Origin of the sequence: Streptosporangium sp. NPDC002721 (genome assembly GCF_042888905.1) — a bacterium.
GTDB lineage: Bacteria > Actinomycetota > Actinomycetes > Streptosporangiales > Streptosporangiaceae > Streptosporangium.
Window position 1 is genome coordinate 88,480 of the sequence record NZ_JBIAQI010000012.1, and the last position, 19,173, is coordinate 107,652.

The window sequence follows — 19,173 nt, forward strand, 5'->3', positions numbered from 1 at the left end:
CCGGTGGGAAGGCTTTCGAGGGCTTCCGTAGCGCCGACGGGCGCGCCCCCCGGTGGGAAGGCTTTCGAAGGCTTCCATGACGCCGACGGGCGCGCCCCCCGGTGGAAGACGCGCCCGTCGGCGTCACGCTCGTACTGTGTTACCTGTGTTACCTGTGTTACCTGTCCTGCCGGTCGTTCCGTCGTCGTGGACGGTTACCAGTCGCCGCCGCCGAAGTCACCGCCGCCGAAGTCGCCTCCGCCGCTGAAGTCACCCCAGCCTCCGCCGCCGAAGTCGCCCCCGCCGCCGAAGTCGCCGGAGCTCTCGGCGCCGCCGCCGTAGCCGCCGTAACCGAAGCCGCCGCTCAGCATGCTGCCCATCATCGTGCCGACGAGCATGCCGGTCATGACGTCGCCGAAGCCGCCGTAGTAGCCGTAGGCGTAGGGCTGGTAGGCCGGTCCCGCGTCGTAGTACGGGCGGCGCTGGCCGTTGACCATGACCTCGCGCGTCTGCGGCTCGAAGCCGCGCTCGACGGCCTCGGCGTCGGCCGCGCAGGCGGGCACGTCGCGCAGCGCGCCACCGGGCGGGGCCCAGCGCACGTCGCGGACGGAGGGGCCGTGCTGCGGGTTGAAGAAGCACGGGGAGCGCCGCTCGGGCAGCGGCTGGTGGTTGACGCGCGCCTTCACACAGGCGAGGGCGTAGCGGCCCTCCTCCAGCGCGGTGGTCACGCCGCGGAACTCGTCGGGGCGCTTGACCGCCGCGAGCTCCACCTTGGCCCGCTCGTAGGAGTCGAGGGCACGCTGCCAGTCCTGCTGGTGGTCGGCGCCGTCGTTGAGCAGCTTGACGTCGGTGTCGAGGTCGGTGATCTCCTCACCGAACTTGGTGACGTCCTCGTCCACGGTCTGCTTGACCGCGGCCAGCTCGGCGGCCTCGCGCTCCTCGCGCTGCTTCTTCTTCTTGCGCGAGTAGAGGAAGATGCCCGCGCCACCGGCCAGGGCCAGCACCAGGATGCCGACCAGCACGCCCCCGCTGGAACCGGAGGAGCTGGACGAGCCGGACGGAGCGCCGCCGCTGACGGCTGCCTCGTCGGCCAGCTTGACGAAGTTGATCACGTTGTCGGTCGGGCTGGTGGCGGTCTTGGCCCGCCCGAGCAGCTCGTCGACGTCGACGCCCCTGATGTTGCTGACGCCGAACGGTGTCCTGCCGTTCATCACCAGGACGGTGGACTTGGACCCGACGCCCTTGAGGAGCGAGCTGAGCAGGGTCCTCGCCTGGGACTGGCTGCTGATCGAGCCCTCGGGCAGCATCGCCACGTAGACGGAGGAAGTCTGGTCGGTCGCGCCGCGAATGGCGTCGACGGCGTTGGGGGGCAGCCCCGCCGCGGGATCAACGTAGAAGTTGTCCCCGTCCTTCAGCTCCGAGACGATCGCGCTGGGGTCTGGCGCCGCGGCGTGAGCCGCCGGGGCGATCATGAACACGGCCAGTAGCCCGACGAACAATGCCATGATCGTGGCACCGAAACGACCTGGCGCGGCTTTTGTGATGGTCACGGCAGAAAGCCTCCTTCGTCCTAAAAGACGAATGAGTGGACGGCAGAGTTCCCTACCCCTCGACCGTATCCCCTCACGGCCCACGCCAGGCGTCTCTCCGCCCCCCGGTATCCGATCCTCTCCCCGAGCCGGAGTCACGGGATATCCGATCCTCGTGCCGGCCCCGGCCCGTGGGTGCGCTCAGGTGTCCTTGATCTCGCAGATCGTGGCGCCCGAGGTGATGCTCTGGCCGACCGACGCGGCCAGCCCCGTGACGGTGCCCGCCTTGTGGGCGGCGAGCGGCTGCTCCATCTTCATCGCCTCCAGCACGACGATCGTGTCACCGGCCGCGACGGTGTCGCCGTCGGCGGCGACGACCTTGACGATCGTGCCCTGCATCGGGCTGACCAGCGAGTCACCGCTCGCGGCCTTCCTGGCCACCCCGCCGCCCCGGCGCGGCGCCTTCGAGGCGCGGCCCGCGCCTGCGCTCCCGGCGCTCCCGGCGTGTCCGGCGCCCCCGCCGCCCGCGGCGTTCCCGGCGGCGAACCCCGGGGGAAGCACCACCTCCAGCCGCTTGCCGCCCACCTCGACGGTGATCCGCTCCCGCTCGCCCGGTTCCTCGGCCGTGCCCGGCTCCCCCTCGTACGGCGGGATCGTGTTGTCGAACTCGGTCTCGATCCAGCGGGTGTGCACCGAGAACGGCTCGCCGGTGAACGCGGGATCGGCCACCACGCTCCGGTGGAAGGGCAGCACGGTCGGCATGCCGCCGATCTCGAACTCGGCCAGGGCCCGGCGCGAGCGCTCCAGGGCCTGCGCCCGGGTGGCCCCGGTCACCACCAGCTTGGCGATCAGGGAGTCGAAGGACTGCGGGACGGTCATGCCCGCCTCGTACCCGGCGTCCAGGCGCACCCCGGGCCCCGAGGGGGCGTTCATGCTCGTGATCGTGCCGGGGGCGGGCAGGAAGTTGCGTCCGGCGTCCTCGGCGTTGATCCGGAACTCGATCGAGTGGCCGCGCAGCACGGGGTCGCCGTAGCCGAGCTCCTCGCCGTCGGCGACGCGGAACATCTCCCGTACGAGATCGACGCCCGCGACCTCCTCGGTCACCGGGTGCTCGACCTGAAGGCGGGTGTTGACCTCCAGGAAGGAGATCGTGCCGTCCTGGCCCACCAGGAACTCGCAGGTGCCCGCCCCGACGTAGCCCGCCTCCCTCAGGATCGCCTTGGAGCTGCTGTAGAGCAGGTCGAGCTGCTCGGGCGACAGGAACGGAGCCGGGGCCTCCTCGACCAGCTTCTGGTGGCGGCGCTGCAGCGAGCAGTCGCGGGTGGACACCACGACCACGGTGCCGTGGGCGTCGGCCAGGCACTGGGTCTCCACGTGCCGGGGCCGGTCAAGGTAGCGCTCGACGAAGCACTCGCCCCGCCCGAACGCGGTGACGGCCTCGCGGACCGCGCTGTCGTACAGCTCGGGGATCTCCTCCAGGGTGCGCGCCACCTTCAGCCCGCGCCCGCCGCCGCCGTAGGCGGCCTTGATCGCGATCGGCAGGCCGTGCTCGGCGGCGAAGGCGACGACCTCCTCACTCCCGGAGACCGGATCCCTGGTGCCGGCCACGAGCGGCGCGCCGACCTTCTGGGCGATGTGGCGGGCCTGCACCTTGTCGCCGAGAGCGGTGATCGCGGCCGGTGGCGGGCCGATCCAGGTCAGTCCCGCGTCGATCACGGCCTGGGCGAACCCGGCGTTCTCGGCCAGGAAGCCGTAACCGGGGTGCACGGCGTCGGCCCCGGCCTCCGCGGCCACGGCCAGCAGCTTGTCGATGTCGAGATAGGTCTCCGCGGGGGTCTGGCCGCCGAGCGCGCGGGCCTCGTCGGCGACCCGGACATGGAGCGCGTCCAGGTCCTGGTCGGCGTAGACGGCGACGCTGGCCAGCCCGGCGTCCTTGCAGGCGCGGGCGATCCGCACCGCGATCTCACCACGATTGGCGATCAAGACCTTGTGCACCGACGTCGTTCCCTTCAGTACGGGCCAGCCTTCAGTACGGGGCCAGTGCGTGCGGACGGAGGACTGGCGGGCCTTCAACGGAGTGTAAGCGTCCTCTGATCGTGAAGGGGGTGGTGGGTCCCGTCCGGCTCCGCCGCGACGTCGCCCGCTCGCTTCCAGATCCCCGAATTACTAAAAATCAAGACAATGGAGAACGTTTAGCCTCTTGGCGACCGAGGGAACGTCCATAGCCGCTCGGCATAACCCGGATACCTCCGTGATCCTTACGCCTATCGTGATTTCGTTTGGCGACTCCCCCCGACACCGATCCAAAGGAGACTGGCATGAGCCAGAACTTGCTCGGCGGCAATCCCGCGGAAATGCAGCAGATGGCCACCCAGTTCACCCAGCAGGCCGACCAGGTCAGGGCCACCGTGGCCGCTCTCGACCGGGAGGCCGCGAAAGTCGGCACCGCCTGGACGGGCCCCGGCGCCCAGCGTTTCAGCGAGGCCTGGCAGAACTACCGGGCCGCTTTCCAGCGCATGTCCGAGGAGCTCGCCGAGGCCTCCCGGGTCATCAACACCTACCGCGGCAATATCGAGTCCGCCACGCGATAGGAAACGGTCCGCCGAAACGCCCCGACCCTTAAAGGGCCGGGGCGTTTTCTCATTGGCGGTACGGCGCGGACGGCATGGACAACATGGACAACATGGACGGCACGGGGCGTGCGGGACGGCCTGTGGACGACCGAACGGCGGCCCCCAGGTGACGCGGCCTCAGGTAACGGCGGCCCTCAGGACGACGGCCCTCAGGACGACGGCCCTCAGGTGACGGCGGCCTGGACGGGGACCACCGAGCCCAGTGTCACCAGCAGCCCACGCCCGGGCGGCCCGCCGACCGCGCCGCGCGGCAGGCGGACGGTGAACAGGTCGCCGTCGGCGGGGCTCTGGACCGACAGCAGCAGGCCCGTACGGCCCTTGCGGGCCTCGGCCGCGAAGCCCCGGTAGGCGGTGGTCAGGTCCCCGGTGGTGCCACCGATGATCATCCCGTGCTCGCCGTCCCTGCCGCTCCGCAGCACCTGCTCCAGCGCGGCGCCCAGGGGGGAGTCGGCGGAGATCAGCTCCGCGTCGTCGACGATCACGACGTAGCGGTCCTGCCCCGCGACGGCCTCGTGCAGGTCGCCGCCCGCGTCCAGCACGGCCAGCACGCCCGGGGTGTCCACCAGCGTGCACAGCGGGCTGCGCCGGGGGGTCACCAGGACCGTGGGGGTGCCGTGGGAGAGCAGCGAGTGGGTGGCGGTGAGCAGCGCCGTGGACCTGCCCGACCTGGGCGGGCCCGCGACGACCGCGGCGGGGCCGTGCGCGAGCAGGTCGACGCCGAGCGGCGCCAGCGAGTCGCCCCCGGCTCCGAGCAGCGCCCACAGCGGCGACGGGGGCCGGAAGGAGGGCACCAGGTCCAGGACCTGCGCCGCGGTGACGCGCATCGGCAGCGCGTCCACCCGCAGCGGCGGGCCGGCGGCGATCTCCGGCGCCGAGCGGGCCAGCGCCTGGAGCGCGGCGACCTGCGCCGGGCCCGAGGGATCGTCGCAGAGCAGCGCGATCTGGCTCTCGGTCGTGCCGTGCTCGCCGGTCGACAGCGCGCGGCCCGGCGCGAGGGTCGCGGGCAGGTCCTTGACGGGCAGCCCGGCCAGGCCGTAGTCGGAGGGGTCGGCCAGCCGCAGGATCAGCCGGTCGTCGAAGACCGTGGAGATCTGCCCGATCAGCGCGGACCTGTCGCCGGTCACCACGGCCCGCAGCCCGACCGCGGGCCCCTCGCGCAGCAGCTGCATCAGCGACTCGATCAGCCGCCCGTAGTCGTAGGCCTCGAACGCGGCGACGAACCCCTCCCACCGGTCGAGCATCAGGACCAGCCACGGCAGCCTCGGCCCGTCCGCGGCGGCGCGCAGCTCGGCCAGCGAGGCGTACCCGGCCTCGGCGAGGAGCTGCTGGCGCCGTCCCACCTCCTCGCGCAGCCGGGTCAGCAGCCGCTCCACCCGGTCGAGCTGGTCGCGGGTCACCACCGCCCCGCAGTGCGGCATCGCCATCAGCGGCAGCAGCGAGCCCGAGCCGCAGTCGATCGCGTGCACGTGGACGTCGTCGGGGGAGGCCCCGGCGGCGATCGCCCCCGCCAGCGTGCGCAGCGCCGTGGAGCGCCCGCTGCGGGCGGCGCCCGCGACGAGCAGGTGCCCCCCGTGGGCGAGGTCGAGCGCGAGCGCCCGCCGGTCCTGCGCCCAGGGCAGGTCGGTGATCCCGAAGGCCAGCGGCGGCACCTCCTCGGCCCCCGCCCGGTACGGCAGCCCGCCGGGCGCGTCACCGGGCAGCACGGGCGTCGCCGGGACGACGGGGACGGTCACGAGGTCGGGGAGCGGGTCGAGCCAGGGACTCGGCTGCTCCGCGACCCCGGCGAGGCGGGCCGCCTCGACCATGGCGTCGGCGAGCAGGGACAGGTCGGTGACGTGGCCGCTCTCGGCCCCGGCGTGGACCGGCCTGGGGTGCCCCAGGGCCTGCCAGCCGACCTCCGTCACCCGTACCCTCACCTCGCCGCCCGAGGCGCCGGGGCTGCGGCCGCCGATCCGCGCGGTCTGCACGGACGTCGCCGCCCCCGCGCCCGACTTCACGTAGCAGCGGCCGGGAGCGGACTTGGGGATGTACGAGGCGTCGGGGCGGCCGATGACGTCGGCCGACTCCGACGCCTCGGTGACCCGCAGGGCGATCCGCAGGGAGGTGTTGGCCTGGATGTCGGCGGTCACCACGCCGCCGGGCCGCTGGGTGGCGAGGATGAGGTGGATGCCGAGCGAGCGTCCCCGCCTGGCGATGTCGACCAGCCCGGTCATGAAGTCGGGCAGCTCGCTGACCATGGCCGCGAACTCGTCGATGACCAGCACCAGCCGGGGAAGCGGGGGCGGGGGTTCCAGCGAGGAAGGCGCCGCGCGCCCGCGCGGCGGCCTGACCTGCGGGCCGCTCCCGGCGACGAGCAGGTCGCGGGAGGCGCGGGCCGTGCGGGCGTCGCGCAGCTCGTGGTAGTCCTCGATGTCCTTGGCACCCGCGGACAGCAGCAGGCGCTCGCGGCGGCGGATCTCCGCGGCCAGCGAGGCCAGCGCCCGCTGGGTCAGGTGGCCGTCGAGGTCGCTGACCATGCCCACCGTGTGCGGCAGCCGCACGCACTCCTTGAACGCGGCGCCGCCCTTGTAGTCGATCAGCACGAACGTCATCTCGTCCGGCCGGTTGGCCACCGCCAGCGAGCAGATCAGGGTCTGCAGCAGCTCCGACTTGCCCGCGCCCGTGGTGCCCGCGATGAGCGCGTGCGGCCCGTCCCTGCGCAGGTCGACGGAGAACGGCCCCTCGGGCCCCACCCCCACCACGGCCTCGGTGGCCCGGCCCCAGCGCCTGGCCAGGGCCGCCCCGGAGACCGAGGGCAGCTCCAGCAGGTCCAGCAGCCGCGCGGAGTCGGGCAGGGCGAGCCCGGCGTCGTCGCGGCTGACGTCGCGGATCGGTGCCAGCGAGCGGGCCAGCCTGTCGCACCAGGCGGCCGTCACCTGGTCGGCCAGGATCTCCCCGAGGTCGTCCAGGCCGCCGCCGCGCAGCCGCACCGTGCCGTCGGCCTCCACGGCGGCGACGGTGGCGCACTCCTCGGGCAGCAGCCGCTGGTCGCCGTCGATCGCCAGGGTGTAGACGCCCGCCCTGGGGCCCTGGCGCAGCACCTGGGGCATGCCCGGCAGGGCGCGCAGCACCTGCGCGCCGTCGAGCACGACCAGCACGTCGTAGGGGCGCTCGTCGTAGACGGGGGCGGCGTAGGGCTGCTCGGCGCCCGTACCCGTGGCCCCGCCCAGATCGCCCCAGCCGGACGGGATGCGGCCCAGCTTGGCCGCGGGGCCGGCGGCGCCGTCGTCGCCGAGGCGCTCGTCGATCAGCGCGGCCAGCTCGCTCACCCGGCGGGCCGCGGCCTCCGGGTCGGCGCCGACCAGGGCCACGCAGTCCTCGCCGCCGCGCGGGGCGCAGTGCGGCAGCCAGCGGACCCAGCTCCAGCGCTCCTCGCCGTCGCCATGCGCGGACAGGACGACGATCGCCAGGTCGCGCGGGCTGTGCAGGGCGGCGGCCTGGCCGACCAGCCAGCGCGCCACCCCGGCCGCGGTCCGGCGGGGCCCGGTCAGGCCGGCGACGCCCAGGCGGCGCATGGCCAGCGCCACCGGCACCGCCTGGCAGGTGGGCGGGGCGGGCAGCGGGGCGTCGATCGCCGCGGAGCGCTCGGCGGCGAACTCCAGGTCGGCGGGGAGATCGGCGAGGCCGACCCGCAGCCGCAGCGCGTCGGGGTCGTGGTCGCGCCGCTCCCAGAGCCGCCGCCGGGGGCCGGTCACGGTGAGCAGCACCTCGGCGGGGTCGGGCGCGGCGGCGCGGCGGGCGGTCTCGTCGTCGGCGCGGGCGCGGTCGACGGCCGCCTCGAAGAGCTTCAGCCGCTGTTTGTACTCCTTGACCTGCTGGCGGTACTGCTTGCGGCCGTGCCGCCTGTCGCTCCACCACTGGCCGATCATGATCAACGGTGTCATGAACGCGAACAGCAGGAAGTACCACGACCCGAGGGCGAAGCACATGACCACGCCCAGCGCGGCGGGCAGGAAGGCGGTGAGCAGCTGCAGCCGCATGGTCTCGGCCCGCTTGGGCTCGGCAGGGACCTCGAAGCGCCGCGCGCCGCCCGGCGGCCGGAACCTGGGCGGCCGGTTGTAGGCCAGCCCGCCGTCGGGCTGGGCGTCCAGGTGGGCGTCGGGCGGCTCCACCGCCTTGAGGGTGAGCACGGTCCCGCCGCAGCTCAGCAGGGCGTGCTCGGGCCAGGGCAGCGGCCCCTCCAGGGGGTCGCGGTCCAGGAGGGGGGCCGTGCCCTCCCCGGGTTCGACGGTGATGGCGTCCGGGGTGAGCCGCACCACCGCGGCCCGCGCGGGCAGCCGGGGGTCGGTCACCGCCACCGAGCAGGCGGGGTCGGAACCGATGGTGTGCACGCCCAGGCTGAGGCGGTGCACCGACCCGGCGGCGGGCCCGCCGACCACCCGGACCTCCACGATCCCGCCGGGCTCCTCGGCGAGCGTGGCCATCGCGAGGGAACGGTCGAGGGTGACGAGGTCGCCGTCGCGGAGCAGGCCGAGCGCGGGGGCCTCGGGGTCGAGCGGGCGGCCGTCCCTCCAGAGCGTCGGGGGCTCGGCCCCGGCGGAGTCGCGGTCCAGCCCGTACGGGGCCTTGCTGCGCGTCAGCCGCACCACGTTGCTCGGACGCTCGCCCCCCTGGCCCGCCAGGGACTCCGCGAGCCGTGCCACCGTGGTCGTCTCGTCGCCCTCGACCACGACGTCGCGGTCGGCGTGCTCGTTGAGCACGGTGAGCATGATCCGCATCAACGCTCTCCTCGGGTCAGGCCCCGGATCCACCGTACAGAGTGAAAACCGTCCCGAGAGAGTGTCGGCGGCAATGTCATGACTCGCGACCGGTATGTGGAAAACGACAGGACCTGTGGATAACTATTCGGGGGCGTTGACCGGTTATGCCGTCCCAGGTGGGCATTTGGTGATACGGGGGCCTGTGGGCGACGGCCCGCCCGTAAGGCCGGGCTGTGGAAAACCTGTTCGGAGAACCGGGGGGAACGACGGGTTCCGGCCCGGACCCGGACCTCGTCATCCGCTCCTCCGAGGACGGTCCGGGGTGGCTGGAATCGGGTGCGTGGGTCGAACGCGCGGGCGGGCGGAGGCGGGCATGGGGCGAACGCGGGAGGCGGGTGGGGTAACCGCGGTCGGGTACGGGGGGTGAACGCGGAAGCGGGGCCCGGCGGCCGGAGTCGGGCATGTGAATGCGGCCTGAAAAAGCTGAGGTGATTGGTGCGAGAGTTAATTACCGTCCATATCACCCAGATAAGCCTCCCGTCATCTAGCCAAACAGCCATTTTCTTCTGAAGTGGCGTTGACAGACGTGTTCCTATCAAACGAGCATGGGTCCTGGCTTTTGTCCGACAGCCCGTCGGCATGGTGCGCATAATGGCGTAAATTCGACCAGTAGTTCCCCATATTTATGATCACTCTGGGAGTCCCCCTACCCATGAGGACCAGTGAGAAGCCAACGGGCCGCGTCCCGGTCAACGCCGAGCGTCAGACCTCGGCGGGCACCCTGTCGGGCCCGGCGTCGCGCAAACTTCCCGTGCCCCCACGCGAGCGCAAACCAGCCCTCGCCGCCCTCGCCGTCCTCCTCATCCTGGGCGGCGCCCTGGCCACCACGCTGCTCGTCATGCGCAGCGGCGACCGTGTCTCGGCGATCGCGATCTCCCAGCAGGTCGGCGCCGGGCAGCCCTTCACCGCGGCGATGCTGCAGGAGGTCCAGATCGCCGACACCGGCATCGGCTACGTGGCCTGGTCCCAGCGCGCCCGCGTCACCGAGAACTTCGCCCGCGTCACCCTCATCCCCGGAACGCTCCTCACCCGCGACATGGTGGTCTCCGCCAGCAGGGAGCTCGGCCCCGGCAAGGCGCAGGTCGGCCTCGCGCTCAAACCCGGCCAGACGCCGGGCACCCTGGAGCGCGGAGACCGGGTCCAGGTCGTCCACGTGCCGAGCAGGGGGGCCGGGGGCGACCGGGAGAGCCGGGTGCTGGCGCAGAGCGCGCTGGTCCACCAGATCGGCACCCCGGGCAGGACCGGGGCGAACGGCCTGGTCACCATCATCGTCGACAGCTCCATCTCGCCGGAGATCGTCGCGTACGCCTCCACCGGGGAGATCGCCCTCGCCGAGCTGCCGGGAGCGCGCTGACGTGGCGCTCATCGTGCTCGCCGCCGACAAGGGCGCACCCGGCGTGACCACGGCGGCCACCGCGCTCGGCGCGATCTGGCCGCGCCCGGTGCTGCTCGCCGAGTGCGACCCGGCGGGCGGCGACCTCGCCTACCGCCTGCCCGCCGCCGACGGCGGCGTGCTCAACCCCGCCAGGGGCCTGCTCACCCTGGGGGCGACGGCCCGCCGGGGCCTGCACCCCGACCAGATCCACGAGCACACCCAGAAGATCATCGGCGGCCTGGACGTGCTGGCCGGGCTCACCCACGGCGAGCAGGCGGCCGGACTGACCTGGCTGTGGGGCCCGCTCGGCCGGGCGCTGGCCACGCTGCCCGACGCCGACGTGCTGGCCGACTGCGGGCGCCTGGGCGGGCACCCGCAGCTCGCCGAGCTGACCACCGAGGCCGCGCTGGTGGTGCTGTTCACCAGGGCCAGCCTCGACCACGTCGCCCACCTGCGCGAACGCCTGCAGATCATGCCGCGCGAGCCCCAGGTGGGCGTGGTCGTGATCGCCGACCCCCGCCAGTACCGCACGACCATCGAGGAGGTGCGCCGCATCGTCGCGGGCACCGGCAGGAACGTCGCCTTCGTGAGCGGGCTCGCGCACGACCCCAAGGGCGCCGAGCTGCTGCGGGGCCAGTGGGGCGGGCGCCTGGACCGCTCCCTGCTGATCCGTACCGCAAGGGAGCTGGGCGGCCGCCTCGACGCCCAGGTCCGCGCCCAGGAGTCGGCCGAGTCGGCCTTCCGCGCCCGCGAGCAGGCCGCACGCCGGCCCGCCGAGCCGTCCCGCTCGCCCGTCGAGCCGTCGGGCGGGGCGAGGCCGTGACCATCGACCACACGCTGGTGAAGCGTTTCCGGCAGGACGTCGGCGACCGGCTGGCCCACCAGCGCCGCCTCGATCAGGCCAGCGGCCTGCCGCCGATGACCGGTGAGGACGAGCGCCAGTTCGCCCGCGCCCTGATCGCCCAGATCCTGGAGGAGTTCGCCCGCGGCGAGATCGGCGTCGGCAGGACGCCGCCCACCGCCGAGGAGGAGGAGGCACTGGCCGCGGGCATCCACGCGGCCCTGTTCGGCGTCGGCCGCCTCCAGCCGCTGCTCGACGACCCCGAGGTCGAGAACATCGACATCAACGGCTGCGACCGGGTGTTCGTCGGCTACGCCGACGGCCAGGAGCTCATGCGCGAGCCGGTGGCCGAGTCCGACGAGGAGCTGGTCGAGCTGATCCAGATCCTCGCCGCCTACAGCGGCCTGTCCAGCAGGCCGTTCGACACCGCCAACCCCCAGCTCGATCTGCGCCTTCCCGACGGCTCCCGCCTCTCGGCCGTGATGGACGTGACGGTGCGCCCGTCCATCTCCATCCGCCGTTCCCGGCTGGGCAAGGTCTTTCTCACCGACCTCGTGGGAAACGGCAGCCTCACCCCGGAATTGGGGCGTTTTCTCGCGGCCGCGGTGGCGGCGAGGAAGAACATCATGATTTCCGGTTCGACCAACGCCGGGAAAACGACCCTGTTACGCGCCCTCGCCAATGAGATTCCGCCGTCCGAGCGGCTCATCACCGTCGAGCGCGCCCTGGAACTCGGCCTCGACCAGTTTCCCGAGCTGCATCCCAACGTGGTCGCCTTCGAACAAAGGCTCCCCAACTCCGAGGGCCAGGGCGAGATCACCATGGCGGAACTGGTCCGCCGCTCCCTGCGCATGAACCCGTCCCGGGTGATCGTCGGCGAGGTCCTCGGCGACGAGATCGTCACCATGCTCAACGCGATGACCCAGGGCAACGACGGCTCGCTGTCGACCATCCACGCCAACTCCTCGATGGAGGTCTTCAACCGCATCGCCACCTACGCGCTCCAGGCCACCGAGCGCCTGCCGATCGAGGCCACCCACATGCTCATCGCGGGCGCGATCGACTTCGTGGTGTTCATCGAGAAGCGCAACGACTACGCGGTGGGCGGCAGGTTGCGCCGCTTCGTGTCGAGCGTGCGCGAGGTGGCCGGGGTCGACGGCCGGGTGCTCTCCTCGGAGGTGTTCGCCACCGCGCCCGACGGCAGGGTCCTCCCGCACGCGCCGCTGTCGTGCCGGGAGGAACTGGCCCACTTCGGCTACGACCCGGGAGGCTGGGCATGATCCCCCTCCCGCCGGGCCTGTTCGACCCGCTGGTGCTGCTCTCCGGCCTCGCGGTCGGCGCCGGGCTGTTCCTGCTCTTCCTCTCCCTGTACGGGGTGAGTCCCCGGCCCTCCACCCCCGGCAGGAGCGCGGGCAGGCGCGAGTTCCTGCGCGCCCTGTCCACCCGGACCGCGGTGGGGGCCATCGCCGGGGTGCTCGTCCTCGTGGTGACCGGCTGGCCCGTCATGGCGGTGGGAGCCGTGCTCCTCGCCATGGCCTGGCGGGGCCTGTCCGGCGGCGCCGCGGAGGAACGCACCGCGATGCGGCGGCTGGAGGCCCTCGCCGCCTGGACCGAGTCGCTCCGCGACACCATCGCCGGAGCGGCCGGGCTGGAGCAGGCGATCCCGTCCTCGATCCGGGCGGCCGCCCCCACGCTCCGCCCGCACCTGCGCTCCATGGTCGACCGCCTGCACACCAGGATGGCGCTGCCCGACGCGCTCAGGCTGTTCGCCGACGAGCTCGACGATCCCTCCGCCGACCTGGTGGTGGCCGCCCTCATCCTCAACTCCAAGCTGCGCGGCCCCGGCCTGCGCGACGTCCTCGGCGCGCTGGCGGTGTCGGCCCGCGAGGAGCTCGACATGCGCCGCCGGGTCGAGGCCGAACGCCGCTCCACCCGCCGCAGCGTGCAGATCGTGGTCGGTACCGCCGTCGCCTTCGCCGTCATGCTCGTCGTGTTCAACCCCTCCTACGTCGAGGAGTACGACAACACGCTCGGCCAGGCCGTGCTCGTGGTGGTCGCCGGGCTGTTCGGCGCCGGGTTCGCCTGGATGCGCCGCCTGGCCCGCTTCGACAAGCCCGCCCGCCTGCTCGGCCTGCCCTCCGGAGGTGAGGTACGCGATGACTGAGGCGCTGCCCGGCCCGCCCTCTGCCGGCCCGCCCTCTGGAGGTGTGCGATGACTGAGGCGCTGCTCGCCGGCTCGGTGCTCGGGATAGGCCTGTTCCTGCTGTTCAGGGCGCTGTTCCCGGCCCGCCCCGGGCTGGTGACGCGACTGCTCGCCCTCGACGCCGCCAGGGAGGGCACCGACGCGCCCAGGGCCCGGCTCATCCTGCCCGACGAGGAGGTCAGCGCGTTCCGGCGTGGCCTGGGCGAGCGGATGGCCCGCTTCTACGCCGCCAGGGGCTGGGAGGCTCACTCGGCCAGGGCCGACCTCGCGCTGCTCGGCAGGTCGTTCGAGGGGTTCCTGGCCACCAAGGTGCTGCTGGCGGTCTCCGGGCTGCTGGCGTTCCCGCTGCTGGTCGGCTGGCTGGTGCTGATGGACTGGGGGATCTCCCTCACCGTCCCGCTGTGGGCGGCGCTCGCGGTCGCCGGGGTCTTCTTCGTCCTGCCCGACCTCCAGGTCAAACGGGACGCCGCGCGGATGCGCCGCGACTTCCGGCACGTCGTCGGCTCCTTCCTCGACCTCGTCGCGATGAACCTGGCGGGCGGGCGAGGGGTGCCGGAGGCGCTGATGATGGCCGTCTCCGTGGGCAGTCCCGGTCCCGACGACGAGGGTGCCAACTGGGCGATGTCCCGCATCCGCGAGGCGCTCGGCAACGCCAGGATCGTCGGCATCACCCCCTGGCAGGCCCTGGGCCAGCTCGGCGACGAGATCAACGTCGACGAGCTGCGCGACCTGTCCGCCGCGCTGGGGCTGGTCGCCGACGACGGCGCCAAGGTCCGCTCCTCCCTCACCGCCCGCGCCGCGACCATGCGGCGAAGGGAGCTCGCCGAGATCGAGGGGCAGGCGGGCGAGCGTTCCCAGTCGATGCTCGTCGCCCAGCTCCTGCTCTGCGCGGGCTTCGTGATCTTTCTGAGTTTCCCGGCCGCTATGAAGATGTTGGGGTCCTGACCATGCTGAGCCATCCGTGGATCGTGTACGCGACCGCCGTCCTGAGCGTCCGGATCGAGAAGGCGCGCAGCGCCCCCACCCGGGGAGCCTCCGCCGTCGAATGGGTCATCATCACGGCCATCATCGCCGGGGTGGCGCTCGGACTCGCCACCCTCATCAAGACCCTCGTCGAGGGGAAGCAGGCCGAGATCTCCAACCAGTTCGGCGGAGGCGGGGGCGGCGGGGGCGGGGGCGGCGAACTTGGAGACCCGTGATCGCTCGCGGCACCGCGCCCGGGAGAGCCGGGAGAACCCGGAGAACCGGGGCGACCGCGAGATCCGGGGCACCCGGGAGAACCGGGGCGATCGGGCGAGGGACGGCGAGCGCGACCGGGTGAGGAGGCCTCGGCGTCGTGAGCGCCCGGGTACCGAGGGCCGTGGCGGCGAGCGCGGCGCCACGGTCGTGGAGCTGGCGATCATCATGCCGGTGCTGCTGGTCGTCGTCCTGCTCATCGTGCAGTTCGCCCTCTGGTTCCACGGACGCCAGATCGCCGACGCCGCCGCCAGGGAGGGGGCGCGGCTCGCCCGGGTCGACACCGAGTCCTGGCAGCAGGACGCCGAGTCCCGCGCCCAGGAGCTGATCCGCACCGTCGGCCCGAAACTCCTCGAAGGCGCCACGGTCACCGCCTGGGAGGAGGGCGACCGGCGGGGTGTCGAGGTGACCGCCTCGGCGGTCCAGGTCGTCCCGCTGCTGCCGTCCACCACGTTCACCGTCACCGCGCGCTTCGGCGGTCCCATCGAGTGCTTCCGGCCCGACGACGGGAGCGAAGGGTGCGAGTGATCCCCTTGATCCCCAAGGCCGGCTTGATCCCCAAGACCGGCGGCGACCGCGGGTCCCTCAGCACCGAGACGGTGCTGCTGGCCCCGGTCTTCCTGCTGTTCCTGCTGTTCCTGGTGGGCGCGGGCAGGGTGGTGGAGGCACAGGGCGAGGTCAACGGAGCCGCCAGGGACGCCGCCAGGGCCGCCTCCGTCGAGCGCACCCTGTCCGACGCCGAGGCCGCCGCGGACGAGGCGGCCCGCGGCGCCCTGTCGGGCGAGTGCGAGCCGGAGGTCAGCCTGTCCGGTACGACCTGGAAGGAGGGCGGCCACGTCCACGCCGAGGTGACCTGCTCCCTGAACCTGGACTTCCTGGGCTTCGGCGCGGCCAAGGAGATGAAGGGCGACTCGGTGGTCCCGCTGGAGCAGTTCCGGAGGGTCGAGGAATGAGTCTCACCGGAGCACGTACGGAGGGCCGGGCGGTGAGCCCCGCCGAAGTCGTTCCGGAGGGCCGAGGAGCGAACCCGGTGAATCCCGCGGGCCCTGTGGACCTGATGGGCCCTGAGGGCCCGGCGAGCCCGGTGGATCCCGTGGACTTGGTGGGCCCGGTGGACCCCGTGAGCCCGGCCAACCCCGTGACCCCGTCCCTCTTCAGGAGCCGGGCGCAGCGGGGGTCGATGTCGATATTCACGGTGATCTTCTCCGTGGTGGTGTTCCTGCTGGCCGGGCTGCTCGTCGACGGCGGGGCCGCGATCAACGCCCGGCTGCGCGCGGCCGACGTCGCCGAGCAGGCCGCCAGGGCCGCCGCCGACCGGATCGACGTCGAGCACCTGCGCGCCACCGGCCAGGCCCGGCTGCTGGGGGAGGGGGAGAGCTGCGCGGAGGCCGAGGAGATCGTCTCCGCCCACGGCGGCGGCGACGTACAACTCACGGAGTGCACGCTCGGCGGCGGCCAGGCCGAGGTCAGCGTGGGCGTCTCCGTCACCTGGAAGGCGTTCTTCCTGGCCGCCTTCGGCTTCCCCGGCTCGGACATGGAGGCCCAGGCCACGGCCGGGCCGGACATCGGGGAAGACCAATTGCCGTGAATCGCTGGCCCACCGGTTGACCGAGGACGAATCTGGACGGGGAGGGAGACGAATGCCCACGCGACAGCCCGCGCGCATCAAGGCCAGGCGCACACCGGGGGACCTGCTGGCGGGCCTCGGCGCGCTGGCCGTCCTGGTCGCGCTCATCGCGGGGGTGCCCTACGCCCTGTTCCGGCTGGCCGGGCCGCCGCTCCCGCCCGAGCTGCTCAACCTCGACCTGCTGACCAGCCAGGTCGGTACGAGCACGATCGTCGCGATCCTCGTGCTGCTGGTCTGGCTCGCCTGGCTGCAGCTGGTGATCTGCGTGCTGGTCGAGATCTACGCCGGGCTGCGCCGGGTCGGCATGCCGGCCCGGGTGCCGCTCTCCGGCGGCACCCAGATGTTCGCCAACAAGCTGGTCTCGGCGGCCATGCTGCTGTTCACCGTCTCGGCGGTGGCCCTGCCGATCGCGAAGCTGACCAGCCTGCCGCCCGCGACTCCCGGCGTCGTCTCCACCGGACTCTCCGCGATGTCCGGCCCGGCCGCCGACGAGCGGGCCGAGCTGGAGCCGGTGCGGAAGGCCAAGAAGGTCTACGTGGTGCAGCCGCCGCACGGGCGCCACCACGAGAGCCTGTGGGAGATCGCCGAGAAGTGCCTGGGCGACGGGCGCCGGTATCCGGAGATCTACCGGCTCAACCAGCACAAGGAGCAGCCCGACGGCAGCCGCCTCCACATGGCCGACCTGATCAGGCCCGGCTGGGTCCTGGACATGCCGGACGACGCGCGCAACATCCACCTCGTCCCGGCCTCCCAGCCGCGCGACGACACCCTCAAGGAGCACCGGGACAAGCCGGTGGAGCTGGACGGCCGCACCCAGACCTTCACCCCCGGCCAGGCCGACCTCCCCGCGGAACCCGCACCCGAGGTCTCCGACCCCCGCGACGGCTCCCGCGACGATGCCCGTGACAGGGCCGCAGACAGGACCGGCGACAGGACCGCAGACAGGGCCGGTGAGAAGGCCGGTGCCGACGGGGCGCGGGAGACCGGCCCCGGGCAGGCGCGTCCCGAGGTGACCGAGCGCCCTTCGCACACCGTGCCCGACGGCGGGCGCCAGGACCCCGGCCAGGTGGAGCGGCGCGACCCCGCGGCGGTGACCGAACCCCCGCGGAGCGGGCAGGAGGCCGGGCTGGGGACGCTCGACTACCTGGCCGGGGCCTCGCTCGCGGCGGCCGGACTGCTGGTGGCGCTGGGACGCAGGCGCAGGCAGCAGCTCTGGCACCGGGCGTTCGGGCACCGGATCACCCGGCCCAGGGACGACGCGGCCGAGGCCGAGCTCGCGCTCAGGCTCGGCGCCGACGCCCCCGGCAGCCGGATGCTCGACGTCGGACTCCGGCTCCTCGGCAGGTCCCTCGCCGCCCAGAACCGCGTCCCGCCCACCGTCTACGCCGCCCACCTGTCGCCGCAGACCCTCGACCTGTGGATCCACCCGCCCGACCCCGACGCGCCCGAGCCCTGGACCGCCCACGACGGAGGGCAGGTCTGGCGGCTTCCCGCGCACGAGGGCCGGATGCTCGACGAGCGGTCGCTCGCCGACGCGCCCGCCCCGTACCCCGGGCTGGTCTCGCTCGGTTCCAACGGTGAGGGCCGGGTGCTCGTCGACCTGGAGGCCGCTCACGGGCCGATCAGCATCCGCGGCCCGCAGACCACCGCGGCCCTGGCCGCGCTCGCCGTGGAGCTGGCCACCAACCGCTGGTCGGACCGGATGCGCGTCACCCTGGTCGGCTTCGGCGAGGAGCTGACCGTGATCGCCCCCGACCGGATCAGGTACGTGGGCGGCCTGGCGGAGATCCTGCCCGAGCTGGAGGCCGCGGCCGAGGGGCGCGCCCACGGCGGCGAGGTGCTCACCGGCCGGATCCACGGGCGGGTCGCGGACCCGGTCTGCGCCCCGCACTACCTGCTGTCCGCGATCGCCCCCACCCCCGAGGAGGGCCGCCGCCTGGCGCTGCTCGCCAGGAAGGGCGTCAGGACGGCCGCCGGGTACGTCGTCGCGGGTGACGTACCGCACGCCACCTGGAACTGGACGATCACCGAGGAGGGCCGTGCCGAGGTCGACGCGCTCGGCTTCGACGTGGCCGCGCAGCTGCTGCCCCGCCGCCAGTACCGGGCGCTGGTCGACCTGTTCCTGGCGACCGAACGGCTGGAGGGCGAGGCGCTTCCCGACGAGCCGGAGCCGGTCACGCACACGCCGTCGGTCGAGGTGCGCGTCCTCGGCCCCGCGGAGGTCGTCGGCCCCCCGCCCATGGAGGAGGGCCGGGCCGTGATCGCCGTGGAGATGGCCGTCTACCTGGCGACACACCCCGGCGGCGTCCACCCCGTGGTGCTCGGCGGCATCCTCTGGCCGAGGGGCGTGCAGCCGGTGGTCAGGGACGCCACGATCGCCAGGGTCGTCGCCTGGCTGGGCACCGACAGCCAGGGGCGCCCCAACCTCTACGCCGACGAGTCCGGGCGGCTCCGCTTCGGCCCCGAGGTGCGTACCGACTGGATGCTCTTCCGCGACCTCGTCCGCCGGTCGCACGCCGACCCCGGCGCGCGTCCCGAGCTCCTCGACAGGGCGCTGGGCCTGGTACGGGGCCCGCTGCTGAACGGCCGCCCGCGTGGCCGCTACGCCTGGCTGGCCGCCGACGACCTGGAGTACAACGTGACCGCGAGCGTCGCGGACGCCGCGCACCGGCTCTGCGAGGTGCGGCTGGCGCGCGGCGAGACCGACCAGGCCGTGGCGGCGGTGCGCGCCGGGCTGCTGCTGGCCGCGGACGACGAGGGGCTCTGGCGCGACCTGCTGCGGGCCACCCACCTCACCGCCGACCCCGTCCGCCTGCGCGCCGTGGTCGACGCCCTGCACCGGCGGGCCGCCTCCCACCCCTACGGCGGCGGGATGGCGCCCGAGACCGAGGCCCTCATCGACGAGCTGCTGCCCTCGTGGCGGATGCGCTCGGCCCCGACGGCATGACGGG

Annotated in this window: 14 protein-coding genes; 11 read left to right on the top strand and 3 right to left on the bottom strand. The window is 73.4% G+C overall.

Features of this window, described 5'->3' with window-relative positions:
• Window positions 1-194: 194 nt before the first annotated feature.
• Both ACFYWM_RS18710 and ACFYWM_RS18715 read right to left on the bottom strand, forming a co-directional pair.
• Window positions 195-1,529, bottom strand: coding sequence for a hypothetical protein (locus ACFYWM_RS18710; RefSeq protein WP_389916215.1), 1,335 nt, complete (start codon window positions 1,527-1,529; stop codon window positions 195-197).
• Between the two features lie 180 nt (window positions 1,530-1,709).
• Window positions 1,710-3,503: a biotin carboxylase N-terminal domain-containing protein gene (locus ACFYWM_RS18715; protein WP_389916217.1), complete on the bottom strand. Its 1,794-nt coding sequence runs from the start codon at window positions 3,501-3,503 to the stop codon at window positions 1,710-1,712.
• A 323-nt stretch (window positions 3,504-3,826) separates the two neighbouring features.
• Between ACFYWM_RS18715 and ACFYWM_RS18720 the strand changes: the two genes are divergently transcribed.
• Window positions 3,827-4,099: a WXG100 family type VII secretion target gene (locus ACFYWM_RS18720; RefSeq protein ID WP_329090315.1), complete on the top strand. Its 273-nt coding sequence runs from the start codon at window positions 3,827-3,829 to the stop codon at window positions 4,097-4,099.
• A gap of 206 nt (window positions 4,100-4,305) precedes the next feature.
• Here ACFYWM_RS18720 and ACFYWM_RS18725 read toward each other — a convergent pair whose 3' ends face one another.
• Window positions 4,306-8,898 carry an FtsK/SpoIIIE domain-containing protein gene (locus ACFYWM_RS18725; protein ID WP_389916220.1) on the bottom strand — a complete coding sequence of 1,531 codons (4,593 nt, stop codon included), beginning with the start codon at window positions 8,896-8,898 and terminating at the stop codon, window positions 4,306-4,308.
• 694 nt (window positions 8,899-9,592) lie between these two features.
• Here ACFYWM_RS18725 and ACFYWM_RS18730 point away from each other — a divergent pair.
• From ACFYWM_RS18730 to ACFYWM_RS18775, 10 genes are all read left to right on the top strand, one after another.
• Window positions 9,593-10,294: a hypothetical protein gene (locus ACFYWM_RS18730; RefSeq protein ID WP_389916222.1), complete on the top strand. Its 702-nt coding sequence runs from the start codon at window positions 9,593-9,595 to the stop codon at window positions 10,292-10,294.
• Between the two features lies 1 nt (window position 10,295).
• On the top strand, window positions 10,296-11,138 hold the full coding sequence (locus tag ACFYWM_RS18735) for a hypothetical protein (protein ID WP_389916224.1): 843 nt from the start codon (window positions 10,296-10,298) through the stop codon (window positions 11,136-11,138).
• Window positions 11,135-12,436, top strand: a complete 1,302-nt coding sequence (locus ACFYWM_RS18740; RefSeq protein ID WP_389916226.1) for a CpaF family protein — start codon at window positions 11,135-11,137, stop codon at window positions 12,434-12,436. The genes ACFYWM_RS18735 and ACFYWM_RS18740 overlap by 4 nt, the downstream gene beginning before the upstream one ends.
• A complete protein-coding gene (locus tag ACFYWM_RS18745; RefSeq protein WP_389916228.1) occupies window positions 12,433-13,320 on the top strand; it encodes a type II secretion system F family protein in 888 nt (295 codons plus the stop codon). The genes ACFYWM_RS18740 and ACFYWM_RS18745 overlap by 4 nt, the downstream gene beginning before the upstream one ends.
• A 48-nt stretch (window positions 13,321-13,368) precedes the next feature.
• Entirely contained in the window at window positions 13,369-14,304 is a 936-nt protein-coding gene (locus tag ACFYWM_RS18750; protein ID WP_389916230.1) for a type II secretion system F family protein, read from the top strand.
• A 2-nt stretch (window positions 14,305-14,306) separates the two neighbouring features.
• Window positions 14,307-14,558 (top strand): Flp family type IVb pilin, encoded by a 252-nt coding sequence (locus ACFYWM_RS18755; protein WP_389916232.1) that lies wholly within the window; start codon window positions 14,307-14,309, stop codon window positions 14,556-14,558.
• Window positions 14,545-15,123 (top strand): TadE/TadG family type IV pilus assembly protein, encoded by a 579-nt coding sequence (locus ACFYWM_RS18760; protein ID WP_389916234.1) that lies wholly within the window; start codon window positions 14,545-14,547, stop codon window positions 15,121-15,123. Before ACFYWM_RS18755 ends, ACFYWM_RS18760 begins: the two co-directional genes overlap by 14 nt.
• Window positions 15,114-15,548 carry a TadE/TadG family type IV pilus assembly protein gene (locus ACFYWM_RS18765; protein ID WP_389916236.1) on the top strand — a complete coding sequence of 145 codons (435 nt, stop codon included), beginning with the start codon at window positions 15,114-15,116 and terminating at the stop codon, window positions 15,546-15,548. The genes ACFYWM_RS18760 and ACFYWM_RS18765 overlap by 10 nt, the downstream gene beginning before the upstream one ends.
• 227 nt (window positions 15,549-15,775) lie before the next feature.
• On the top strand, window positions 15,776-16,183 hold the full coding sequence (locus tag ACFYWM_RS18770; protein ID WP_389916238.1) for a pilus assembly protein TadG-related protein: 408 nt from the start codon (window positions 15,776-15,778) through the stop codon (window positions 16,181-16,183).
• 52 nt (window positions 16,184-16,235) lie between these two features.
• Window positions 16,236-19,169 (top strand): BTAD domain-containing putative transcriptional regulator, encoded by a 2,934-nt coding sequence (locus tag ACFYWM_RS18775; RefSeq protein WP_389916240.1) that lies wholly within the window; start codon window positions 16,236-16,238, stop codon window positions 19,167-19,169.
• Window positions 19,170-19,173: the final 4 nt, after the last annotated feature.